The organism is Curtobacterium flaccumfaciens UCD-AKU, from assembly GCF_000349565.1.
GTDB lineage: Bacteria > Actinomycetota > Actinomycetes > Actinomycetales > Microbacteriaceae > Curtobacterium > Curtobacterium poinsettiae.
Map to the genome: position 1 here is coordinate 54,138 of NZ_APJN01000082.1, position 18,368 is coordinate 72,505.

Genomic DNA, 18,368 nt, shown 5'->3' on the forward strand with positions numbered 1-18,368 from the left:
GTTGACTGTCCCCGTGCCCACCGATCCCGCTGCAGACCCCTACACCCCGCACAGCGGCGACCGACGGTGGAGTGCGGAGCACTACGAGCTCCGGCTCGACTACCGCGTCGCCACCAACCGCCTGGACGGCACCGCGACGATCACCGCGCGCGCCCTCGAACCGCTCGACAAGGTCGTCATCGACCTGCACGGGCTCACGGTCGACCGTGTCGACGTCGACGGCCGACGCGCCAAGAAGGTGTCGACCGCCACGCACAAGGTGACCGTCACCCCGGCCGAACCGATCGCCGCCGACACCGTGTTCAGCGTGCACCTGCGGTACCGGGGCACCCCGCACCCCGTGCGCAGCGCATGGGGGCAGCTCGGGTGGGAGGAACTCTCCGACGGTGTGATCGTCGCCGCGCAGCCCACCGGGGCGCCGTCGTGGTTCCCGTGCAACGACCGCCCCGACGACAAGGCCACCTACCGCATCGAGATCGCGGCCGAGGCTGCGTACGACGTCCTGGCGAACGGCGAGCTGCTCGCCAAGGAACGTGACCGCGTCGGCACCCGCTGGACCTACGCCACCACCGAGCCGATGGCGACGTACCTGGCGACCGTGCAGATCGGCCGCTACCGCACCGCGAAGCTGCGCACGAGCGGCGTCCCCGTGACACTGCACCACCCCGCCGACCTCGCCGCCGCCGCGAAGACCGACTTCGGCCAGGTGCCGGAGATGCTCGCGCTGTTCGGTGACCGGTTCGGCCCCTACCCGTTCGCGGCGTACGCCGTCGTGGTGACCGACGACGACCTCGAGATCCCGCTCGAGGCGCACGGCCTGGCGGTGTTCGGCCGAAACCACGTCGACGGCGAGCACGGCACCGACCGTCTCATCGCCCACGAGCTCGCCCACCAGTGGTTCGGCAACTCCGTGACCGTCACCCGGTGGCAGGACATCTGGCTGCACGAGGGGTTCGCCTGCTACGCCGAGTGGCTGTGGTCCGAGGACCGCGGCGACGACACCGCCGACGTGTTGGCCGAGCGGTACCGGCAGGGACTGCTCGAGCAGCCGGAGGACCTGGTGGTCGGTGACCCGGGCGCAAAGGACATGTTCGACGACCGCGTCTACAAGCGCGGCGCCCTCGCCCTGCACGCCGTCCGCCGCACGTTCGGCGACGACGCCTTCTTCACCGGGCTGCGGAGCATCACCGAGCGGCACCGGCACGGATCCGTCACCGTGCAGGCCGTGCTCAGCGCCTTCGCGGACGCCGCCGGCCGCTCCGTCGCGGACGTCCACGCGGTGACCGGGCCCTGGGTCGACGAGGTGTCCGTGCCGGCGCTGCCCGCTGGCTAGCAGGCTTCGCCGCGTCGACTATCCCGCCAGCTCGCCGTCGACCGGGTCGCAGCTGACCTCGGACCACACCGCGTCGAGCGACAGCCCGACCACACCGGCGACCGACGCGATCGTCGAGAACGCCGGCGTCGCGATGCGCCCAGTCTCGATCTTCCGGAGCGTCTCCGGCGAGATCCCCGCAGCCAGGGCGGTGTCCACGATCGACCGCGGACCCCGGGCACGACGGAGCAGCGCACCGAGGCGACGACCGCGCGCGACCTCGTCCGGGCGGAGTGGGAGACGGACCATGACCACATAGTAATACCGGTATGATCATCCGCGTGATCGAGATCCTGACCCCCGCCGAGGTCGACAAGGGCCGCGCCACCGGAGCCCTCGTCGGCACGATCCTGCAGACCCTGCGCGAACGCACCCGCGTCGGCACGAACCTGCTCGAGATCGATCGGTGGGCGAAGGAGATGATCGAGGCCGCCGGCGCCGACTCCTGCTACGTCGACTACGCCCCCTCGTTCGGCCGCGGCCCCTTCGGCCACCACATCTGCACCGCCGTGAACGACGCCGTCCTGCACGGACTGCCCCACGATCAGGCGCTGCGTGACGGCGACCTGCTGACCCTCGACCTCGCGGTCTCCCTCGACGGCATCGCCGCCGACGCCGCGATCAGCTTCGTCGTCGGCACCGCGCGCCCCGAGGACACCGCACTCATCGACGCCACCGAGCGAGCGCTGGCCGCGGGCATCGCCGCCGCCGGACCCGGGGCACGCATCGGCGACCTGTCGCACGCGATCGGCACCGTGCTCGAAGCCGCGGGCTACCCGGTGAACGTCGAGTTCGGCGGACACGGCATCGGCTCCACCATGCACCAGGACCCGCACGTGTCGAACACCGGCCGCCCGGGCCGCGGCTACACGCTCCGACCGGGGCTCCTGCTCGCGCTCGAACCGTGGGTGATGGCGGACACCGACGTCCTGGTCACCGACCCCGACGGCTGGACCCTGCGGAGTGCCACCGGAGCGCGGACCGCCCACACGGAACACACCATCGCGATCACCGAGGACGGCGCCGAGGTGCTCACGCTCCCCCGCTGACCGTCCCGACCACGTCGACGGGCAGGCCACCCGCCGCGACGACGAGCACCACGTCCGGCGCGGGGAACAGCACGGTGAGCGGTTGTCCGACACCCTCGAAGCGGGCCGTGCCGCCGACCACGTCGACGTCCACCGCGAGCGGGTCGACGCGCAGCCCGCGTCCGTCGCGTTTCAGCACGGCCTCCTTGGCCGCCCACGCGCCAGCGAGGAGCGCCGGGTCCCCGCCGGCCCGGAGCAGTTCCCCCGGCGTGAAGGCGTCGAGCGGCGCGGCGGCGACCCGGGACACCCGTTCGACGTCGACACCGAGTGCCGACGGTCCGACCGCGAGGGCGACGACGCCCGGTGCGCGCGACAGGCTCACGCCGACCGGGACGCCCGCGGCACTCGCCCACGGACGGCCGTGGTCGGTCTCCGCGCAGTGCGGGCACACGCGCCCCGCGCGCACGGCGACCGGCTCGGCACCCGTCGCCGACGCGACGGCGGCGACCAGTGCCTCCCGGTCGTCCGCGCGCGCAGCGCCCGGTGTCCGGATGGTCACGGTGACGGCCTGGAGGCGCGGCTCACCGAACCGGGCAGCGCCCGTCGGTCGTGTGGCCCGGCCCAGAGCGGATCAGGCGTGCGTCAGCGCGATGAGCGCGACGTTCATGGTGCTGTACTGACCCTCGGAGCGGGTCGCCTGGCGGACTCGTCCGCGCAGGACCTCGTAGCGGCCGTCGTGCTCGCGCACGAAACCGATCACGCCCGTCGCCGGAGTCGACACCCGGTGGTAGCCGTCCTCGAGCGGGACGACCTCGGTGCTCGTGGTGCGTTCCATCGTTCTTCCCCTTCCGTTCATCCTCGAACAGTGGCGCCAGCATACCCCGGTACGGGGGACAAGACGTCCACAGGAAGCACCCTCCGGAGCGTTCCCCCAGAGTCTGGCGGTGCCCCTGCGTGGCCTGGATAGACTCCGGGCGACAGCGCCCTCGTGGCGCGGTCCGGGGCGGTGCCACGGGGTACCGACCGGCGACGGACGGAGGACGGATGCGAGCGGTCCAGCACGGATCGGACACGGACGGATCGAGCGGGCACAGGGGGACAACGCGGCTGTGGAGCCGTGTGACGGCCGCCCTCGTCGCGATGCTGATCGTCCTGGCTCCGGCAGCGACCGCCCACGCCACGGCTCCCGTCGACCTGGGCGGGACGTACGTCCTCGACGAGGCCGACGCGCTGACCGCACCACAGCAGGCGCGGGTCGAACAGGCCGTGCAAGACCTGTACGCCGAGACGCAGACACAGCTGTACGTCGTGTTCGTGCCCTCCTTCTCCGATCCAACCGACCACACCGAGTGGGGTCGGGCGGTGCTCGAGAAGAACCAGATCGACAGCGACGGCATCCTGCTCTCGGTCGCGGTCACCGAGCGCAACTACGACGTGCAGCAGACGAACGAGACCGCGATCTCGGAGTCCGACGTGCAGAACGCCGTCGACGATTCGCTGCTGCCCCGGCTCAAGCAGGATGACTGGTCCGGCGCCGCCGTGGCCTTCGCCGACGGGCTGACCCAGTCGCAGGCCCCGGTCGACCTCACCTGGCTGTGGATCCTGCTGCTCGTCGTGGTCGTCGGACTCGTCGTCGTGGTCCTGGTCGTCCGGACCCGCAACAAGCGCCGCACCGCCGCAGCCACCGAGGCACAGGAAGCCTCGCTCGCCGACCTCGAACGCAGCGCCGGCGGCGCCCTGGTCACGATCGACGACGAACTCCGCACCGCCGAGCAAGAGGTCGGGTTCGCGAGCGCGCAGTTCGGCCCCGACGCCGCCAAGCCCTTCGCCGACGCCGTGCAGGCCGCCCAGCGCGAGGTCCGCAAGGCCTTCACGATCCGGCAGCAGCTCGACGACGAGATCCCCGACACCCCCCAGCAGCGCGCCGAGTGGGCGAACCAGATCATCGTCATCTGCGAACGGGCGCACGCCGCGATCGAGGAACAGACCGAGGCGTTCGACCAGCTCCGCTCGCTCGAGGACGGCGTCGAGGACGCCGCCGCGTCGCTCGCCCAGGCCGTGGCCGCCGCACCGGCCTCGGTGGGGTCGGCAGCCGCCGCACTCGACCGCGTCCGCGCCCGCTACACCGGCCGCACCCTCGCAACCGTGGCGAACAACGTCGACCAGGCCCACCAGGTGCTCGCCTTCGCGACCGAACGCTCGAACGCGGCCACCGCCTCGATCGCCGCCGGCGACAAGGGCGAGGCGGTCGTCGCCGTGCGCGACGCCCAGCACGCCCTCGCCCAGGTGCAGCAGCTCACCGACGGCGCACTCGCCGCCGAGCAGTCCTTCGACGAGGCCACCGCCCGCGCCGCGGCGATGCGCATCGACATCCAGGGCGACGTCGCCGCCGCCCGCAGCCTGCGCTCCGGCGGTCCGGACCTCGCCGCAGCGGTCACCCGCGCCGAAGCCGTGCTCCGCCAGGGGCTCGACCCGAAGGACCCGGTCGCCGCCGTCGACGCGCTGACCCGGGCGAACACCGAGATCGACCAGGCCATCGCCGCGGCACGGGGTGCCGAGGAACAGCGCCAGCGCGCCACCCAGGCACTCGACGCCGCCCTGCGCGACGCCCGGAACCGGATCAGCCAGGCCCGCGACTACGTCTCCCTGCACCGCGGCGGCATCGGCCCGACCGCCCGGACGCGACTGTCCGAGGCCCAGCGTGCCTACGACGACGCCGTCGAACTCGCCCCGAGCAACCCCGGCCAGGCGCTGAACGCCGCGCGCGCGGCCGAGCAGTACGCCGCAGCCGCGATGGACGCCGCGAACGACGACCTGGGCGGCTGGGGCGGCGGTCAGGGCGGAGGCGGTGGCGGCGCCCAGCTCGGCGGACTCGTCACCGGACTCGTCCTCGGCGGCCTGCTCGGCGGTCGCGGTGGCAGCTACGGCGGCGGTTCCTTCGGGGGCGGCGGCTTCGGTGGCGGCGGCGGCTTCAGCGGCGGTGGCGGCTTCGGCGGAGGTGGCGGCGGCGGGGGCGGCGGCTTCTCCGGCGGTGGCCGCTTCTGACCCGACGGACTCCCCCGGCACCCAGAACCAGACACGACCCGACCCGACCCGACAACACCGTCCACAGGACTTCCACGAAAGGGAACAGCAATGGCCAAGCAGACCATCTTCGGACGCATCTCCACCCTCGTGCGCGCGAACATCAACCAGATCATCGACGACGCCGAGGACCCGCAGAAGATGCTGGACCAGCTCGTCCGCGACTACACGAACAACATCGCCGACGCGAAGACCGCGATCGCGCAGACCATCGGCAACGTCCGCCTGCTCGAGCAGGACCACGAGGAGGACAAGAAGGCCGCGGTCGAGTGGGGCCAGAAGGCCGCCAACGCCTCCACCGCAGCCGACAAGTACCGCTCCGAGGGCAAGTCGGCCGAGGCCGACAAGTTCGACAACCTCGCCAAGATCGCGATCGGCAAGCAGATCGCTGCCGAGCAGGAGGTCAAGGACGCCGAGCCGAACCTGGCGTCGCAGAACGAGGCCGTCGAGAAGCTCAAGACCGGTCTCGCCGGCATGGAGCAGAAGCTCGAGCAGCTCCGCGCGAAGCGGGACAACCTCGTCGCCCGCTCGAAGACCGCCGAGGCCCAGTCCCGCGTCAACGACGCCCTCGGCAACATCGACGTGCTCGACCCGACGAGCGACCTCGGCCGCTTCGAGGAGAAGGTCCGCCGCGAAGAGGCGAAGGTGCTCGGCCAGCAGGAGCTGCAGTCGTCGAGCCTCGACGCCCAGTTCGAGAGCCTCGAGGACGTCGGCAAGGACGCCGAGGTCGAGGCACGGCTCGCCGCGCTGAAGTCCGGCGGATCCTCGAGCATCTGACGAACACCCTGACGACGCCGGACCCCAGCTGACAGACTGAGACGATGCACTTCCTCGTGGTCGGTCAGTGGCAGGGTTCGGCGTCGTCACGCGCGATGCGCCTGGGTGACGGCGCGTCGGCGATCGCCGCCGACCTCCCCCGGGCGTCCACCACCGTGGTCGACGTCCCCGCCGGCGCCGGAGACCGCCTCGAGACCGCGGTCGCCCGCTACACCTCGGTGCTCGCCGTCGCCGAACGCGTCGCGGAGGAGACCGCCGTCGCCACCGAACCGGTGCTCGTCGTCGGCGGTGACGGCGCCAGTGTCCTCGGCGCGACCGCCGCCCTTCTGCCGGACACCGCGTTCGTCCGGATCTCCGGCTCCAGCGGGTACCGCGCGCTCAACCGTGCCCAGCCCGTCGCCGCCGAGACCGCCGCCCTGCGTCTGCTGGTCGACCGCCCCGACGACCTGTTCCCCGGCCTGCCGGTGGTGCCGGCGTCCTCGGTCGTCGTCGCCGGGGTCCGCGGGGTCGAGGACGCCGAGCGCGCCGCCCTCGACAAGGCCGGGATCGTGCACCTCGACGTCGACGCCGCCACACCGGACGCCCTCGCCGCAGGGGTCGAGCGCACCGGTGCGTCGTCCGTGTTCGTGCACGTCGACCTCGACGTCCTCGACCCGTCCGAGGTCGACGGACTGCTCGAACCCGTGCCGTTCGGCCTCGACGGCGCAGCGCTCGTCGAGCGCATCCAGGCCGCGACGCGCGGCCGGCGCCTCGTCGGCGCCGCACTCACCGGGTTCGCGCCCGTCGACCCGGGCCGTGCAGTGGACGACCTCGGCGTGATCCTGCGCGTCGTCGGCGCGGTGACCAGCGCCTCCCGGGTGGGTTGACCACGCACCCCGCGTGCCCGGCGCACCCCATGCCGGTCCGCGTACGCTCGGCCGCATGACGGACTACGACCTCATCGTGATCGGCGCCGGCGCAGTCGGCGAGAACGTGGCGGACTACGCCAGGAAGCGCGACCTGTCGGTCGCCATCGTGGAGGCCGAGCTCGTCGGCGGCGAATGCTCGTACTGGGCGTGCATGCCCTCGAAGGCACTCCTGCGCAGCGGACACGCCCTCGCCGCGGCCAAGCGGCTCGACGGTGCGAAGCAGGCCGTGACCGGCACGCTCGACGCCGCCCACGTGCTGGCCCGCCGCAACTCGTTCACCTCGGACTGGAAGGACGACAGCCAGGTCTCGTGGCTCGAGTCCGCCGGCATCGACCTGATCCGCGGGCACGCCCGCATCACCGGACCGAAGACCATCGACGTCGACGGCGAGACGCACACCGCCCGTGCTGCCGTCGCGGTCGTCACCGGTTCCCTGCACACGCTGCCCCCGGTGCCCGGTCTCGCCGACGCGAAGCCGTGGGGCACCCGCGAGGGCACCAGCGCCCAGCAGGTCCCCGAGAGCCTGCTCGTCATCGGCGGCGGCGTCTCCGGCTCCGAACTCGCCACCGCGTGGGCCTCGCTCGGCGCGAAGGTCACCCTCGTCGCCCGGCACGGCCTGCTCGGCGGCATGGAGCCCTTCGCCGGGGAACTCGTCGCCGACTCCCTGGGCGAACTCGGTGTCGACGTCCGCACCGGCGTCAACCCGGTCCGCGTCGACCGTGACGAGCACGGCCTCGTCACGACGGAACTCGACGACGGCACCACGGTCATCACGAGCGAGGTGCTCGCCGCCACCGGCCGCGCCGCCCACACACGCGACCTCGGGCTCGAGACGGTCGGCCTGACCGCCGGAGACTGGCTCGACGTCGACGACACGATGCTCGTGCACGGCACCGACTGGCTGTACGCCGTCGGCGACGTCAACCACCGCGTCCTGCTCACCCACCAAGGCAAGTACCAGGCCCGCGCCGCCGGCGAAGCGATCGCCGCCCGGTACCAGGGCACGCCGCTGCACACCGAGCCGTGGGGTGCGCACGTCGCCACCGCCGACCACGCCGCCGCGCCGCAGGTCACGTTCACCGACCCCGAGGTCGCGAGCGTCGGCCTGACCGAGGCGAAGGCCCGTGAGCAGGGGCTGAACGTCCGCGCCGTCGAGTACGACCTCGGTGCGATCGCCGGGTCCTCGCTGCAGGCCGACGGTTACACGGGCCGCGCGAAGATGGTCGTCGACGAGGACCGCCGGGTCGTCGTGGGCGTCACGTTCGTCGGCCAGGACGTCGCCGAGATGCTGCACGGCGCCACCGTCGCCGTCGTGGGCGAGGTCCCGATCGACCGCCTGTGGCACGCGGTGCCCGCCTACCCCACGATGAACGAGGTCTGGCTGCGCCTGCTCGAGACCTACGGCCGCCCGGCCTGAGCGTGCGCAACCCGCTGCTCGACTCCCCCGTGTCCCGGGCGGGATGGGTGTTCGCGACGGCCGTCGGGCTCGCCGTGGGCGTCCCGCTGTCGACCGGGCGGATCCGGGTGGTCGACGGGCTCGTGGTCTGCACGGGGCTCCCACGCTGGGTCTTCCGTCGAGGCGGCACCTGCGTCGGCTCGGTGTACCTGACCCGCGACAACGACGGCCCGCGGGTGCTCCGGCACGAGCGGGTGCACGTCGAGCAGTGGCGGCGGTACGGCATGCTCATGCCGCTGCTCTACGCCGTCGCCGGCCGGGATCCGCTGCGGAACCGCTTCGAGGTCGAGGCCGGCCTGGAGGACGGCGGGTACCGCTGACGGGTGCGGGTGCGCGAACTTGTGGCCGCGACGTCCGTCGGGCGGCAGTTCGTGCGGCCTCGCTGAGCCGGCCGGCCGGGGCCCGGTCGGTCACAACACCCCGCAGGGCGCGCGGCGAGCGGTCGCAGACCGTCGCCTGCGGCGCCGCCAGCCGACGGTTCGTGACCACACGACGTGCAGCCCACGACGAGTCGTGACCACTCGGCGGCAGGCGGGCTCCAGGCGACGAAACGCGACCAGCCGACGGCCTGGAGGCGCGTGGCGGCGCCGCCACGCGCCTCCCGGCCACCGCGCCCCACCCCACTGCACCCGGTCGCGGGTCGCAACAACCCGCCAGGCGCGCAGCGAGCGGTCGCAGACCGTCGCCTGCGGCGCCGCCAGCCGACGGTTCCTGACCACTCGCGCGCTGGCCCACGACGTGTCGTGACCACTCGGCGGCGGGCCGGCTAGGCGACGAACCGCGACCGGCCGACGGCCTGGAGGCGCGTGCCGGCGCCGTCACGGGCCTCCCGGCCGCCGCGCCCCACCCCACTGCACCCGCGCACCGGTCGCAACACCCCGCCGGGCCCGCGCCGCGCGGTCGCAGACCGTCGCCTGCGGCGCCGCCAGCCGACGGTTCCTGACCACACGACGCGCGGCCCACGACGAGTCGTGACCACTCGGCAGCAGGCGGGCCAGGCGACGAAACGCGACCGGCCGACGGCCTGGAGGCGCGTGGCGGCGCCGGGACAGGGCCACGGCCGGTCGCAACACCCCGTCGGGCGCGCGGCGAGCGGTCGCAGACCGTCGCCCGCGGCGCCGCCAGCCGACGGTTCGTGACCACTCGGTGCCCGGCCCACGACGAGTTGTGACCAGCCCCCCCCGGCCGCCGCCCGGCCCCCGCCCGGCCGCCAGCCCAGCCGCCGCGCGTCAGGCCGCGGGCCGCCGCGGCACCACGAGCGGCGTGCCGGTCTCGGGGTCGGGGACGACGACGCACGGCAGACCGAAGACGTCCTCGACGAGGTCCGCGGTGAGCACCGACGACGGCTCCCCCGAAGCGACGATCGCACCGTCGCGCATCGCGATGACGTGGGTGGCGTAGCGGGCGGCCTGGTTCAGGTCGTGCAGCACCGCGACGACCGTGCGGCCGGCGGCGTGCAGCGTCGAGGCGAGTTCGAGCACGTCGTACTGGTGCGCGATGTCGAGGAACGTCGTCGGCTCGTCGAGCAGCACGATGTCGGTCTGCTGCGCGAGCACCATCGCGATCCACACCCGCTGCCGCTGCCCGCCGGAGAGCTCGTCGACACTGCGATCGGCGAGTTCCACCGTCGACGTCTGCTCGAGTGCGGCCTGCACGGCCTGCCGGTCGGACCCGGACGACGGGTGCAGCAGGTCCTGGTGCGGGAACCGGCCCCGGGACACGAGGTCGCGCACGGTGATGCCGTCGGGGGCGATCGGGGTCTGCGGGAGCATCCCGACCCGGCGGGCGACGGCCTTCGGGCGGTACGAGTCGATCGGCGCACCGTCGAGGTACACCGTGCCGGCACGGGGCTTCAGGGTGCGGGCGAAGGACTTCAGCAGCGTCGACTTGCCGCAGGCGTTCGGGCCGACGATGACCGTCAGCTCACCGTCGGGGATGTCGACGTCGAGCGTGTCCACCACGACCCGGTCGTCGTACGCCAGGGTCAGCCCGCGGGCGCCCAGCGCGGTGGTCGGGACCGGGCCGTGCGCGGCACCCGCGGTCGGCATCAGTGCTCGGCCTTGCCGTGCCGCCAGTAGCCCATGAACGCGACCTGCTTGCGGTCGATGCCGACGCCGCGCACCAGGTGGCGGCGGAGTTCCTTGACGCAGCCGGCCTCGCCCGCGATCCACGCGTACACGGGACGATCGTCGACCGCGGCGGGGACGTCCCACAGCACCTGCTCGTCGACGTCGACGTCGGTGAGCTCGGCGGCCGGCTCGCACGCGGCGGCAACGGCTGGTGCGACGGTGGAGGCCCAGGCGTGCACCTGGTCGGTCATCCGGACGCCGTGCGTGGCGCCGTTCCGGGCGATCCAGCGGACCTCGACCCCGGCGGGCGCGCTGACGGGCAGCCGGTCGGCGTCGGTGGGCACCTCGATGAAGACGTGGCCGACGGTCGAGACGTCGAGGGCTTCGAGGATGGCGCAGATCGCCGGTGCGGCGGTCTCGTCCCCGGCGAGCAGGATCCGGTTCGCGTGCCCGGGAGCGAACTCGGCGGCACCGGTCGGCAGGTCCTCCGGCGACTCGGGCACGCGCGGCCCGACGATGCGCAGCTCGTCACCGACGCGGCACGCCGAAACCCAGCGCGACGCCGGACCGGTGTCGCCGTGCGCGACGAAGTCGATGTCGAGCTCGCGGGCGTCCGGCCGGAACGAACGGACCGTGTACGTGCGGAGCGGGTTCCGGGTCTCGTCCGGCAGCGCGCGCCAGGCGGCGTACCAGTCCTCGTCCTCGGGCAGTTCGGAGAAGCCGATGCCGGGCAGGGGCAGCACGATCTTGATCCGCTGGTCGAGACCGACCGAGGAGAAGTCGGCGAGCGCGTCGCCCGTCAGTGTCACCCGGACGAAGTTCGGGGTGAGCGACGTCACGGCGGCCACACGGACGGAGAAGACGCGATACCGGGTTGCCACGGAACCGAGTATGGCATGCCTTACCTAACGTCTCCAGGCCCCCGGAACGGTGCGAGGATCGTCCCCGTGTCCGAAGCCCCCGACGACGAATTCGCCGACCTGCCCGCCCTCGCCAGCGCGAGCGGCGTGACCACGCCGCTCCGCGCCTCCAGGCAGGTGGTCCGCACCGCGGACGGTCAGGAGATCTCCGCGATCCGGTGGGGCGACGTCGGCCAGGAGGCCCGGATCACCTACCTGCACGGGCTCGGCATCGACGCCCACAGCTTCGACACCACGGCACTCGCCGTGGGCGAGCCGGCGGTCGCCCTCGACCTGCCCGGCCACGGTCGGTCGTCGTGGCGGGAGGACGCGGACTACGCGGCCGCCGCGACCGCGCCGAGCGTGCTCGCCGCGCTCGACGCACTGGCGGTGCCGCCGGGGGTCGTCGTCGGGCACTCGCTCGGCGCCATCCTGTCGGCTCGGCTCGCGGCCACCGCGCCGGAGCGGGTCACCGGACTCGTGCTCGTCGACATGTCGCCGGACTTCGCGCAGCGTGCGGTCGACCGGATCGCCCGTGCGCTCGAGGCCGAGGAGCCGTTCGAGTCCCTCGAGCAGGTCGTCGACCGGGCGATCGAGGCTCGGGTCGGTGACGACCGGCAGGTGCTGCTGCGCGAGGCCCGGCACACGACGGCCCTCGGTGCGGACGGACGGCTCGTCCGCCGGCACCACTTCCCGCACCTGCCCGCCGGCCGGACGTCGTCGGTGGGGCGCTTCGCCGACGCGTGGCCGGACCTCGAGGCCCTGCGCGTGCCGATCCTGCTCGTCCGGGGCGACCGCGGGTACGTCTCCCCGAAGCTGCACGCCGGGTTCGCCGAGCGTCTGCCGGACGCCGAGATCGTGACGGTGACCTCGCGGCACGCGGTGCAGAACCAGGCGCCCCTCGAACTGGCGTCGGCGATCCGGGCATGGGCGGGGCGGCACGGATTGTTGCACCCGATCGAAGAACCGTCGCCGGACGGCCCCGGCCGCCGGTAGCCTCGTGCGAGCGCGAGGCCCGATCCCGCCCTCGCGCCCGGAAGGAACCCACCACCCCATGAGTCCGCTCCTGCTCCGTCGTCCTGAACGCTCCTCGCGCACCGGGCGCGCTGTCGTCGCCGCCACCGCGGTCGCCGTCGTCGCAGCCCTCGCGCTGACCGGCTGCTCCGGCTCGTCCGACACCACCGGCGGCAAGGACGCCACGGTCCGTGTCGGGCTCGTGCTCGAGCCGACGAGTCTCGACATCCGCACCCAGTCCGGGGCGGCGCTCGACCAGGTGCTCATCGACAACGTGTACCAGGGGCTCGTCGGCCGGACCGCCCAGGGCGACGTCCGCGACGTGCTGGCCTCGTCGCACCAGGTGTCCGACGACGGCCTGACGTACACGTTCACGCTGCGGGACGGCACGACGTTCCAGGACGGCAAGCCGGTCACCGCGGCCGACGTCGTGTGGTCGCTCGAGCAGGTCAAGTCGAACGACTCGTACGTCGACTCGGCCAAGCTCGCGGGCGTCACGTCGATCACCTCGCCGTCCGCGGACTCCGTCGTGCTGCAACTCGCCAAGCCCGACTCCGACCTGCTCTGGAACCTGACCGGTCGCGCCGGCCTGGTGCTCGAGAAGGCCGCGGACAACGACCTGTCCGACAGTGCGAACGGCACCGGTCCGTTCGAGGTGGCGGACTGGAAGCAGGGCGACTCGCTCACCTTCGACCGCAACGAGGACTACTGGGGCACGAAGGCGAAGGTCGCGAAGATCGTCTTCCGGTACATCACCGACCCGTCGACCGCCGTCAACGCGATGGCGAACGGTGACCTCGACGTCCTGAACCCGGTCGACGGCACCCTGAAGAGCCAGCTGCAGGGCAACGGCGACATCACGCTGCACAGCGGCAAGACGACCGACAAGTACACGCTGGCGTTCAACGACCGCAAGGAACCCTTCACCGACAAGCGCGTGCGCCAGGCGATCCGGCAGGCGATCGACGCGAAGGCGCTCATCAAGGCGATCGGCGGCACCGGCGTGGAGCAGGGCGGCCCGATCCCGGAGCTCGACCCCGGCTACGAGGACCTGACCAACATCGACGCGTACGACCCCGCGAACGCGAAGAAGCTCCTCGCCGCCGCCGGGCAGCAGGACCTGAAGCTGACGCTCACCTACGCGAACATCTACCCGACCACCATCGGCGACGTGCTGAAGTCCCAGCTCGCCGACGTCGGGATCACCCTGACCGTCAAGCGCGTCGACTTCGCCACCTGGCTGTCCTCGGTGTTCCAGGCGCCGAAGTCCGGCGAGCGGGACTTCGACCTGTCGATGGTCGACCACGTCGAGGCGCGTGACTTCGGCAACTGGGCGAACCCGGACTACTACTTCGGCTACGACAACCCGAAGGTGCAGGCGCTGTACGCCCGGTCGATCGCGGCGACCGACGAGGCCACCAAGACCGAGGCACTGCGGAAGGCCGCACGCATCGTCAGTGAGGACGCGGCCGGCGAGTGGCTCTACACGGCGACCGAGATCACCGCGGTGCGCTCCGGCGTGACGGGCTTCCCGGTCGACGGCGGCAACTCGCGCCTCGACCTGTCGAAGCTCGCGGTCAAGTGAGGCGGAGCCACACCACGGCACGGAGCGGCCGCGTGCCCGGTGCGCACTCCCTCCCCGTAGCATCGGTGTCGTGACCCGGTTCCTCATCGGGCGGGCGCTCCTGCTCGTCGTCGGCCTGCTCGTGGCGAGCGTCATCATCTTCGCCACGCTCCGCGTGCTGCCCGGTGACGTCGCCCAGGTCGTCGCCGGCACGCAGTCGACCCCGGCGCAGGTGGAGCAGCTCCGCCAGCAGCTCGGACTCGACCGGCCCGTCGTGGTGCAGTACCTCGACTGGATCGGCGGGGTGTTCCGCGGCGACCTGGGCCGTTCCCTGGTGACGAACGGTGCCGTCGCTCCGGAGATCGCGCAGAAGCTCGCGATCACCCTGCCGCTCGCCGCGATGTCGCTGGTGACCGCCCTGGTGATCGGCGTCCCGCTCGGGGTCGTCGCCGCGGTGCTCCGTCGCCGCCCGGGAGGCGCCGTCATCGGGTTCGTCGCACAGGCCGTCGCCGCCGTGCCCGTCGTGTGGGCCGGCATGCTCCTGGTCGCGCTGTTCGCCGTGACGCTGCACTGGCTGCCGACGCAGGGCTTCCCGCTCGACGGCTGGTCGGAACCCGGGCGGGCGTTCGCGTCGCTCGTGCTGCCCGCGCTGACCATCGGTGCTGTCGAGGGGGCCGTGATCCTGCGGTTCACCCGCTCCGCCACGCTCTCCGTCCTCGACGCCGACCACCTGCGCACCGCGGCCGCGATCGGCCTCACCCGCACGCAGGCCCTGCTCCGTCACGGGCTGCCGAGCGTCGCCCTGACGGTGCTCGCCGTCCTCGGGGTGCAGATCGCCGGGCTCCTCGTCGGGGCCGTCGTCGTCGAACAGCTGTTCTCGCTGCCCGGGGTCGGTCGGATGCTCGTGACCGACGTCGGCCGCCGTGACATCACCAAGGTGCAGTCCGAACTGCTCGTGCTCACGGGGCTCGTGCTGCTCGTCGGGTTCGCCGTCGACGTCGTGCACCGCACCCTCGACCCCCGACAGCGCGAGGTGCAGGGATGATCCGCCGCCTGGTGTCCCGACCGACCGGGGTCTTCGCCGTCGTCGTGCTCGGCCTGTTGGTCGTGCTCGCCGCCGTGTCGCTCGTCTGGACGCCGCAGGACCCGTTCCGCGCCGATCCGTTCCACCAGTGGGAGGGACCGAGCGCCGCGCACTGGTTCGGCACCGACGCCGCCGGCCGCGACATCGCCAGCTACCTGCTCGCCGGCACCCGCACCACCGTGCTCGTCGCCGTCGGCTCCGGCGTGATCGCGAGCGTCGTCGGCATCGTCCTCACCGCGATCGGTTCGCTCACCGCACGCTGGGTGCGCGAGGGCACCGCGGTCCTGCTCGACATCCTGGTGGCGTTCCCGACCCTGCTCACCGCGATGCTCCTGACCGCGGTGTTCGGCGGGTCGCTCGGCGTGGTGATCGTCAGCGTCGGGCTGTCCTTCGGCGTCACGATCGCCCGCGTTGCCCGCGGCGAGATCCGGCGGATCGCCCGGAGCGACTACGTCACCGCGGCGCGGGCATCGGGCGTCGGCGGTGCCGGGGTGCTGTTCCGCCACCTGGTGCCGAACGCGGCGCCGCTGTTCACCGTGCAGCTGTCGCTCGCGATGGCCACGGCCGTGCTCGCCGAGGCCGGGCTGTCCTACCTGGGCTACGGCGCAGGGTCGGACACCGCGTCGTGGGGCAGCCTGCTGTCCGACCTGCAGACCTACATCGGGGTCCACCCGTGGAGTGCGACCTGGCCGGGCGCCGCCATCGCCCTCGTCGTCGCGGCACTCTCGCTGCTCGGCGACGCGGTGCGCGACGCCTCCGACCCGCGGCTGACGACGAGCGACCGCAGCACCGACGACCGTCACAGCGATCCGGCGACGACCACCCCGGGGGTGACCGCATGACCGCCGACGCACGCGCCGGATCCGGCCCAGCCGGCCCAGCCGGCCCAGCCGGCACCGACGCGACCACCGCAGCCTCCGGGCTCGAGGTGCGCGGGTTGTCGGTCCGCATCACGGGGCGGACGATCCTCGACGACGTCAGCTTCACCGTGCCTCCCGGCCAGCGCGTCGGCGTGATCGGCGCGAGCGGATCCGGCAAGTCGATGACCTCGCTCGCCCTGATGGGCCTTGCGCCCACCGGCGCCGTCGTGACCGGCAGCGTCCGCCTGGACGGCACCGAACTCGTCGGCCTGCCCGACCGCGAGCGCGCGCGACACCGCGGATCGGGCATCGCGATGGTGTTCCAGGAGCCGGGCACCGCGCTCGACCCGTTGCGACGGGTCGGCGCGCAGATCGCCGAGCCGCTGCGCCTGCACCGCGGGCTCGACCGTCGCGCGGCCCGCGCGGCGGCCGTCGACCTGGCGGCGTCCGTGGGCCTGCCCGACCCGGAATCGCTGCTGCGGCAGTACCCGCACCAGCTGTCCGGCGGGCAGCGGCAGCGGATCTGCATCGCGATGGCGATGGCGGGCGAGCCGTCGTACCTGGTGGCCGACGAACCGACCACGGCGCTCGACGTCACGACCGAGGCACGCATCCTCGACCTGTTCGAGCACCTGCCCGCGGGCATGGTGTTCGTCACCCACGACCTCGCCGTGCTCGCGCGCATCGCCGACACCGCCGTCGTGCTCGACGCCGGCCGGGTGGTCGAGCAGGGCCGGGTCGCGGACCTGCTCGCCGCGCCGCAGCACCCCGCCACCGCCGCGCTCGTCGACGCCGCACGTGCCACCGCCAGGAGGACCGCCCCGTGACCCTCCCGGCCCTGGAGGCCACCGGTCTCCACCGCACCTACCGCCTCCCCCGCCGCGGCCCGTTCGAACCCGGTCCGGTCCGCACCGCCGTCGACGGTGTCGACCTGACGGTCGCCCCCGGCGCACGGCTCGGCATCGTCGGCGAATCGGGATCCGGCAAGTCCACGCTGGTCCGGTTGCTCGCCGGCCTGGAGGGCCCTTCCGCCGGCACCGTCGCCGCCTCCGGTCGTCCGGTGGTCGCGTCCCGGTCCGCGCGCGCCTTGCGCTGGTTCCGTCGCGAGACCGGCGTGGTGTTCCAGGACCCGTACGCGTCCCTCGACCCGCGGATGCGCGTCGGTGCGATCGTCGCCGAGCCGCTGCGGGCCCTGCAGGTCCCGGGGTCGCACGACGAGCTCGTGCGTGCCGTGCTGGAGCGCGTCGACCTGCCCGCGGACACGGTCGACCGGTACCCACACGAGTTCTCCGGCGGGCAGCGGCAGCGGATCGCGATCGCCCGGGCCGTGGTGCACTCGCCCCGGATCCTGTTCGGCGACGAGCCGATGAGCGCCCTCGACGTGGTGGTCCGCGCCCGGGTGATCGAGCTGTTCCGATCGCTCGCCGACGACCTCGGGCTGACGCTCGTGCTGGTGTCGCACGACATCGGCGTCGTCCAGCGGCTGTGCGACACGGTCGCGGTGATGTCCCACGGCAGGGTCGTCGAGCACGGGCCGGTTTCGCTCCTCGATGCGCCGCAGCACCCGGTGACGCGGGCGTTGGTGGCGGCGGCGCCGACGCTGCCGTAGGCGGGCGGGCGGCGGGCGGCGCACCGTGCGTGCCCCGCCACTCCGTGCGGGCTTGCCCGCACGGAGCCGGCCCACAAGGCCGCACCGAACAAGCAACACCGCACCACGTGCACGAAACCGCACCGTGCGCCAGCCAGGAGGCACGGCACCGGCCCGCCCCGCACCTCCAGACCAGACGCACACGAGTCCACCGCACCGTGCACGCCCCGCCACCCCGTGCGGGCTTGCCCGCACGGAGCCGGCCTACAAGGCCGCACCGAACAAGCAACACCGCACCACATGCACGAAACCGCACCGTGCGCCAGCCAGGAGGCACGGCACCGGACCGGCCCGCGCCTCCCGACCAGACGCACACGAGTCCACCGCACCGTGCGTGCCCCGCCACTCCGTGCGGGCTTGCCCGCACGGAGCCGGCCCACAAGGCCGCACCGAACAAGCAACACCGCACCACGTGCACGAAACCGCACCGTGCGCCAGCCAGGAGGCACGGCACCGGCCCGCCCCGCACCTCCAGACCAGACGCACACGAGTCCACCGCACCGTGCACGCCCCGCCACCCCGTGCGGGCTTGCCCGCACGGAGCCGGCCTACAAGGCCGCACCGAACAAGCAACACCGCACCACATGCACGAAACCGCACCGTGC

Annotated in this window: 18 protein-coding genes; 13 read left to right on the plus strand and 5 right to left on the minus strand. The window is 73.1% G+C overall.

Features of this window, described 5'->3' with window-relative positions; translation table 11 throughout:
• Positions 1-13 precede the first annotated feature (13 nt).
• Positions 14-1,333 (plus strand): M1 family metallopeptidase, encoded by a 1,320-nt coding sequence (locus H489_RS21745; RefSeq protein WP_231564085.1) that lies wholly within the window; start codon positions 14-16, stop codon positions 1,331-1,333.
• A gap of 18 nt (positions 1,334-1,351) precedes the next feature.
• On the opposite strand, the gene H489_RS21750 is transcribed toward H489_RS21745, so the two are convergent.
• On the minus strand, positions 1,352-1,621 hold the full coding sequence (locus H489_RS21750; RefSeq protein WP_031259117.1) for a helix-turn-helix domain-containing protein: 270 nt from the start codon (positions 1,619-1,621) through the stop codon (positions 1,352-1,354).
• 32 nt (positions 1,622-1,653) lie between these two features.
• On the opposite strand from H489_RS21750, the gene map reads away from it, so the two are divergent.
• A complete protein-coding gene (map, locus tag H489_RS21755) occupies positions 1,654-2,421 on the plus strand; it encodes a type I methionyl aminopeptidase (protein WP_031259118.1) in 768 nt (255 codons plus the stop codon).
• Here the strand turns inward: map and H489_RS36575 are convergent.
• Positions 2,405-2,959, minus strand: coding sequence for a 4'-phosphopantetheinyl transferase family protein (locus tag H489_RS36575; protein ID WP_017885769.1), 555 nt, complete (start codon positions 2,957-2,959; stop codon positions 2,405-2,407). The genes map and H489_RS36575 overlap by 17 nt on opposite strands.
• Positions 2,960-3,031: 72 nt before the next feature.
• A complete protein-coding gene (locus H489_RS21765) occupies positions 3,032-3,235 on the minus strand; it encodes a hypothetical protein (protein WP_017885770.1) in 204 nt (67 codons plus the stop codon).
• A gap of 284 nt (positions 3,236-3,519) precedes the next feature.
• Between H489_RS21765 and H489_RS38720 the strand changes: the two genes are divergently transcribed.
• The 5 genes from H489_RS38720 to H489_RS21790 all read left to right on the plus strand — a co-directional run bounded on the left by H489_RS38720 (position 3,520) and on the right by H489_RS21790 (position 8,945).
• Positions 3,520-5,445: a TPM domain-containing protein gene (locus H489_RS38720; RefSeq protein WP_017885771.1), complete on the plus strand. Its 1,926-nt coding sequence runs from the start codon at positions 3,520-3,522 to the stop codon at positions 5,443-5,445.
• A gap of 90 nt (positions 5,446-5,535) precedes the next feature.
• A complete protein-coding gene (locus H489_RS21775) occupies positions 5,536-6,261 on the plus strand; it encodes a PspA/IM30 family protein (protein ID WP_017885772.1) in 726 nt (241 codons plus the stop codon).
• Positions 6,262-6,305: 44 nt separating this feature from the next.
• On the plus strand, positions 6,306-7,127 hold the full coding sequence (locus tag H489_RS21780; protein WP_017885773.1) for an arginase family protein: 822 nt from the start codon (positions 6,306-6,308) through the stop codon (positions 7,125-7,127).
• 55 nt (positions 7,128-7,182) lie between these two features.
• Complete coding sequence (locus H489_RS21785; protein ID WP_017885774.1) at positions 7,183-8,586, plus strand: dihydrolipoyl dehydrogenase family protein; 1,404 nt, start codon at positions 7,183-7,185, stop codon at positions 8,584-8,586.
• A 2-nt stretch (positions 8,587-8,588) separates the two neighbouring features.
• On the plus strand, positions 8,589-8,945 hold the full coding sequence (locus tag H489_RS21790) for a hypothetical protein (protein ID WP_017885775.1): 357 nt from the start codon (positions 8,589-8,591) through the stop codon (positions 8,943-8,945).
• A 909-nt stretch (positions 8,946-9,854) separates the two neighbouring features.
• Here H489_RS21790 and H489_RS21795 read toward each other — a convergent pair.
• Complete coding sequence (locus H489_RS21795; protein ID WP_017885776.1) at positions 9,855-10,673, minus strand: ABC transporter ATP-binding protein; 819 nt, start codon at positions 10,671-10,673, stop codon at positions 9,855-9,857.
• A complete protein-coding gene (locus H489_RS21800; RefSeq protein ID WP_235045646.1) occupies positions 10,673-11,575 on the minus strand; it encodes a siderophore-interacting protein in 903 nt (300 codons plus the stop codon). Before H489_RS21800 ends, H489_RS21795 begins: the two co-directional genes overlap by 1 nt.
• Before the next feature lie 66 nt (positions 11,576-11,641).
• Here H489_RS21800 and H489_RS0118230 point away from each other — a divergent pair, with 66 nt between their 5' ends.
• The 6 genes from H489_RS0118230 (at position 11,642) to H489_RS21825 (ending at position 17,724) form a co-directional block, all read left to right on the plus strand.
• A complete protein-coding gene (locus H489_RS0118230) occupies positions 11,642-12,589 on the plus strand; it encodes an alpha/beta fold hydrolase (protein WP_017885778.1) in 948 nt (315 codons plus the stop codon).
• Positions 12,590-12,647: 58 nt separating this feature from the next.
• Complete coding sequence (locus tag H489_RS21805) at positions 12,648-14,192, plus strand: ABC transporter substrate-binding protein (protein ID WP_017885779.1); 1,545 nt, start codon at positions 12,648-12,650, stop codon at positions 14,190-14,192.
• A 70-nt stretch (positions 14,193-14,262) separates the two neighbouring features.
• A complete protein-coding gene (locus H489_RS21810) occupies positions 14,263-15,216 on the plus strand; it encodes an ABC transporter permease (protein ID WP_017885780.1) in 954 nt (317 codons plus the stop codon).
• Positions 15,213-16,097 (plus strand): ABC transporter permease, encoded by an 885-nt coding sequence (locus H489_RS21815; protein WP_017885781.1) that lies wholly within the window; start codon positions 15,213-15,215, stop codon positions 16,095-16,097. The genes H489_RS21810 and H489_RS21815 overlap by 4 nt, the downstream gene beginning before the upstream one ends.
• Positions 16,094-16,942: an ABC transporter ATP-binding protein gene (locus H489_RS21820; protein ID WP_017885782.1), complete on the plus strand. Its 849-nt coding sequence runs from the start codon at positions 16,094-16,096 to the stop codon at positions 16,940-16,942. Before H489_RS21815 ends, H489_RS21820 begins: the two co-directional genes overlap by 4 nt.
• The gene (locus tag H489_RS21825) at positions 16,939-17,724 is read left to right on the plus strand and encodes an ABC transporter ATP-binding protein (RefSeq protein WP_017885783.1); all 786 of its coding nucleotides are present in this window, start codon (positions 16,939-16,941) and stop codon (positions 17,722-17,724) included. The genes H489_RS21820 and H489_RS21825 overlap by 4 nt, the downstream gene beginning before the upstream one ends.
• Positions 17,725-18,368: the final 644 nt, after the last annotated feature.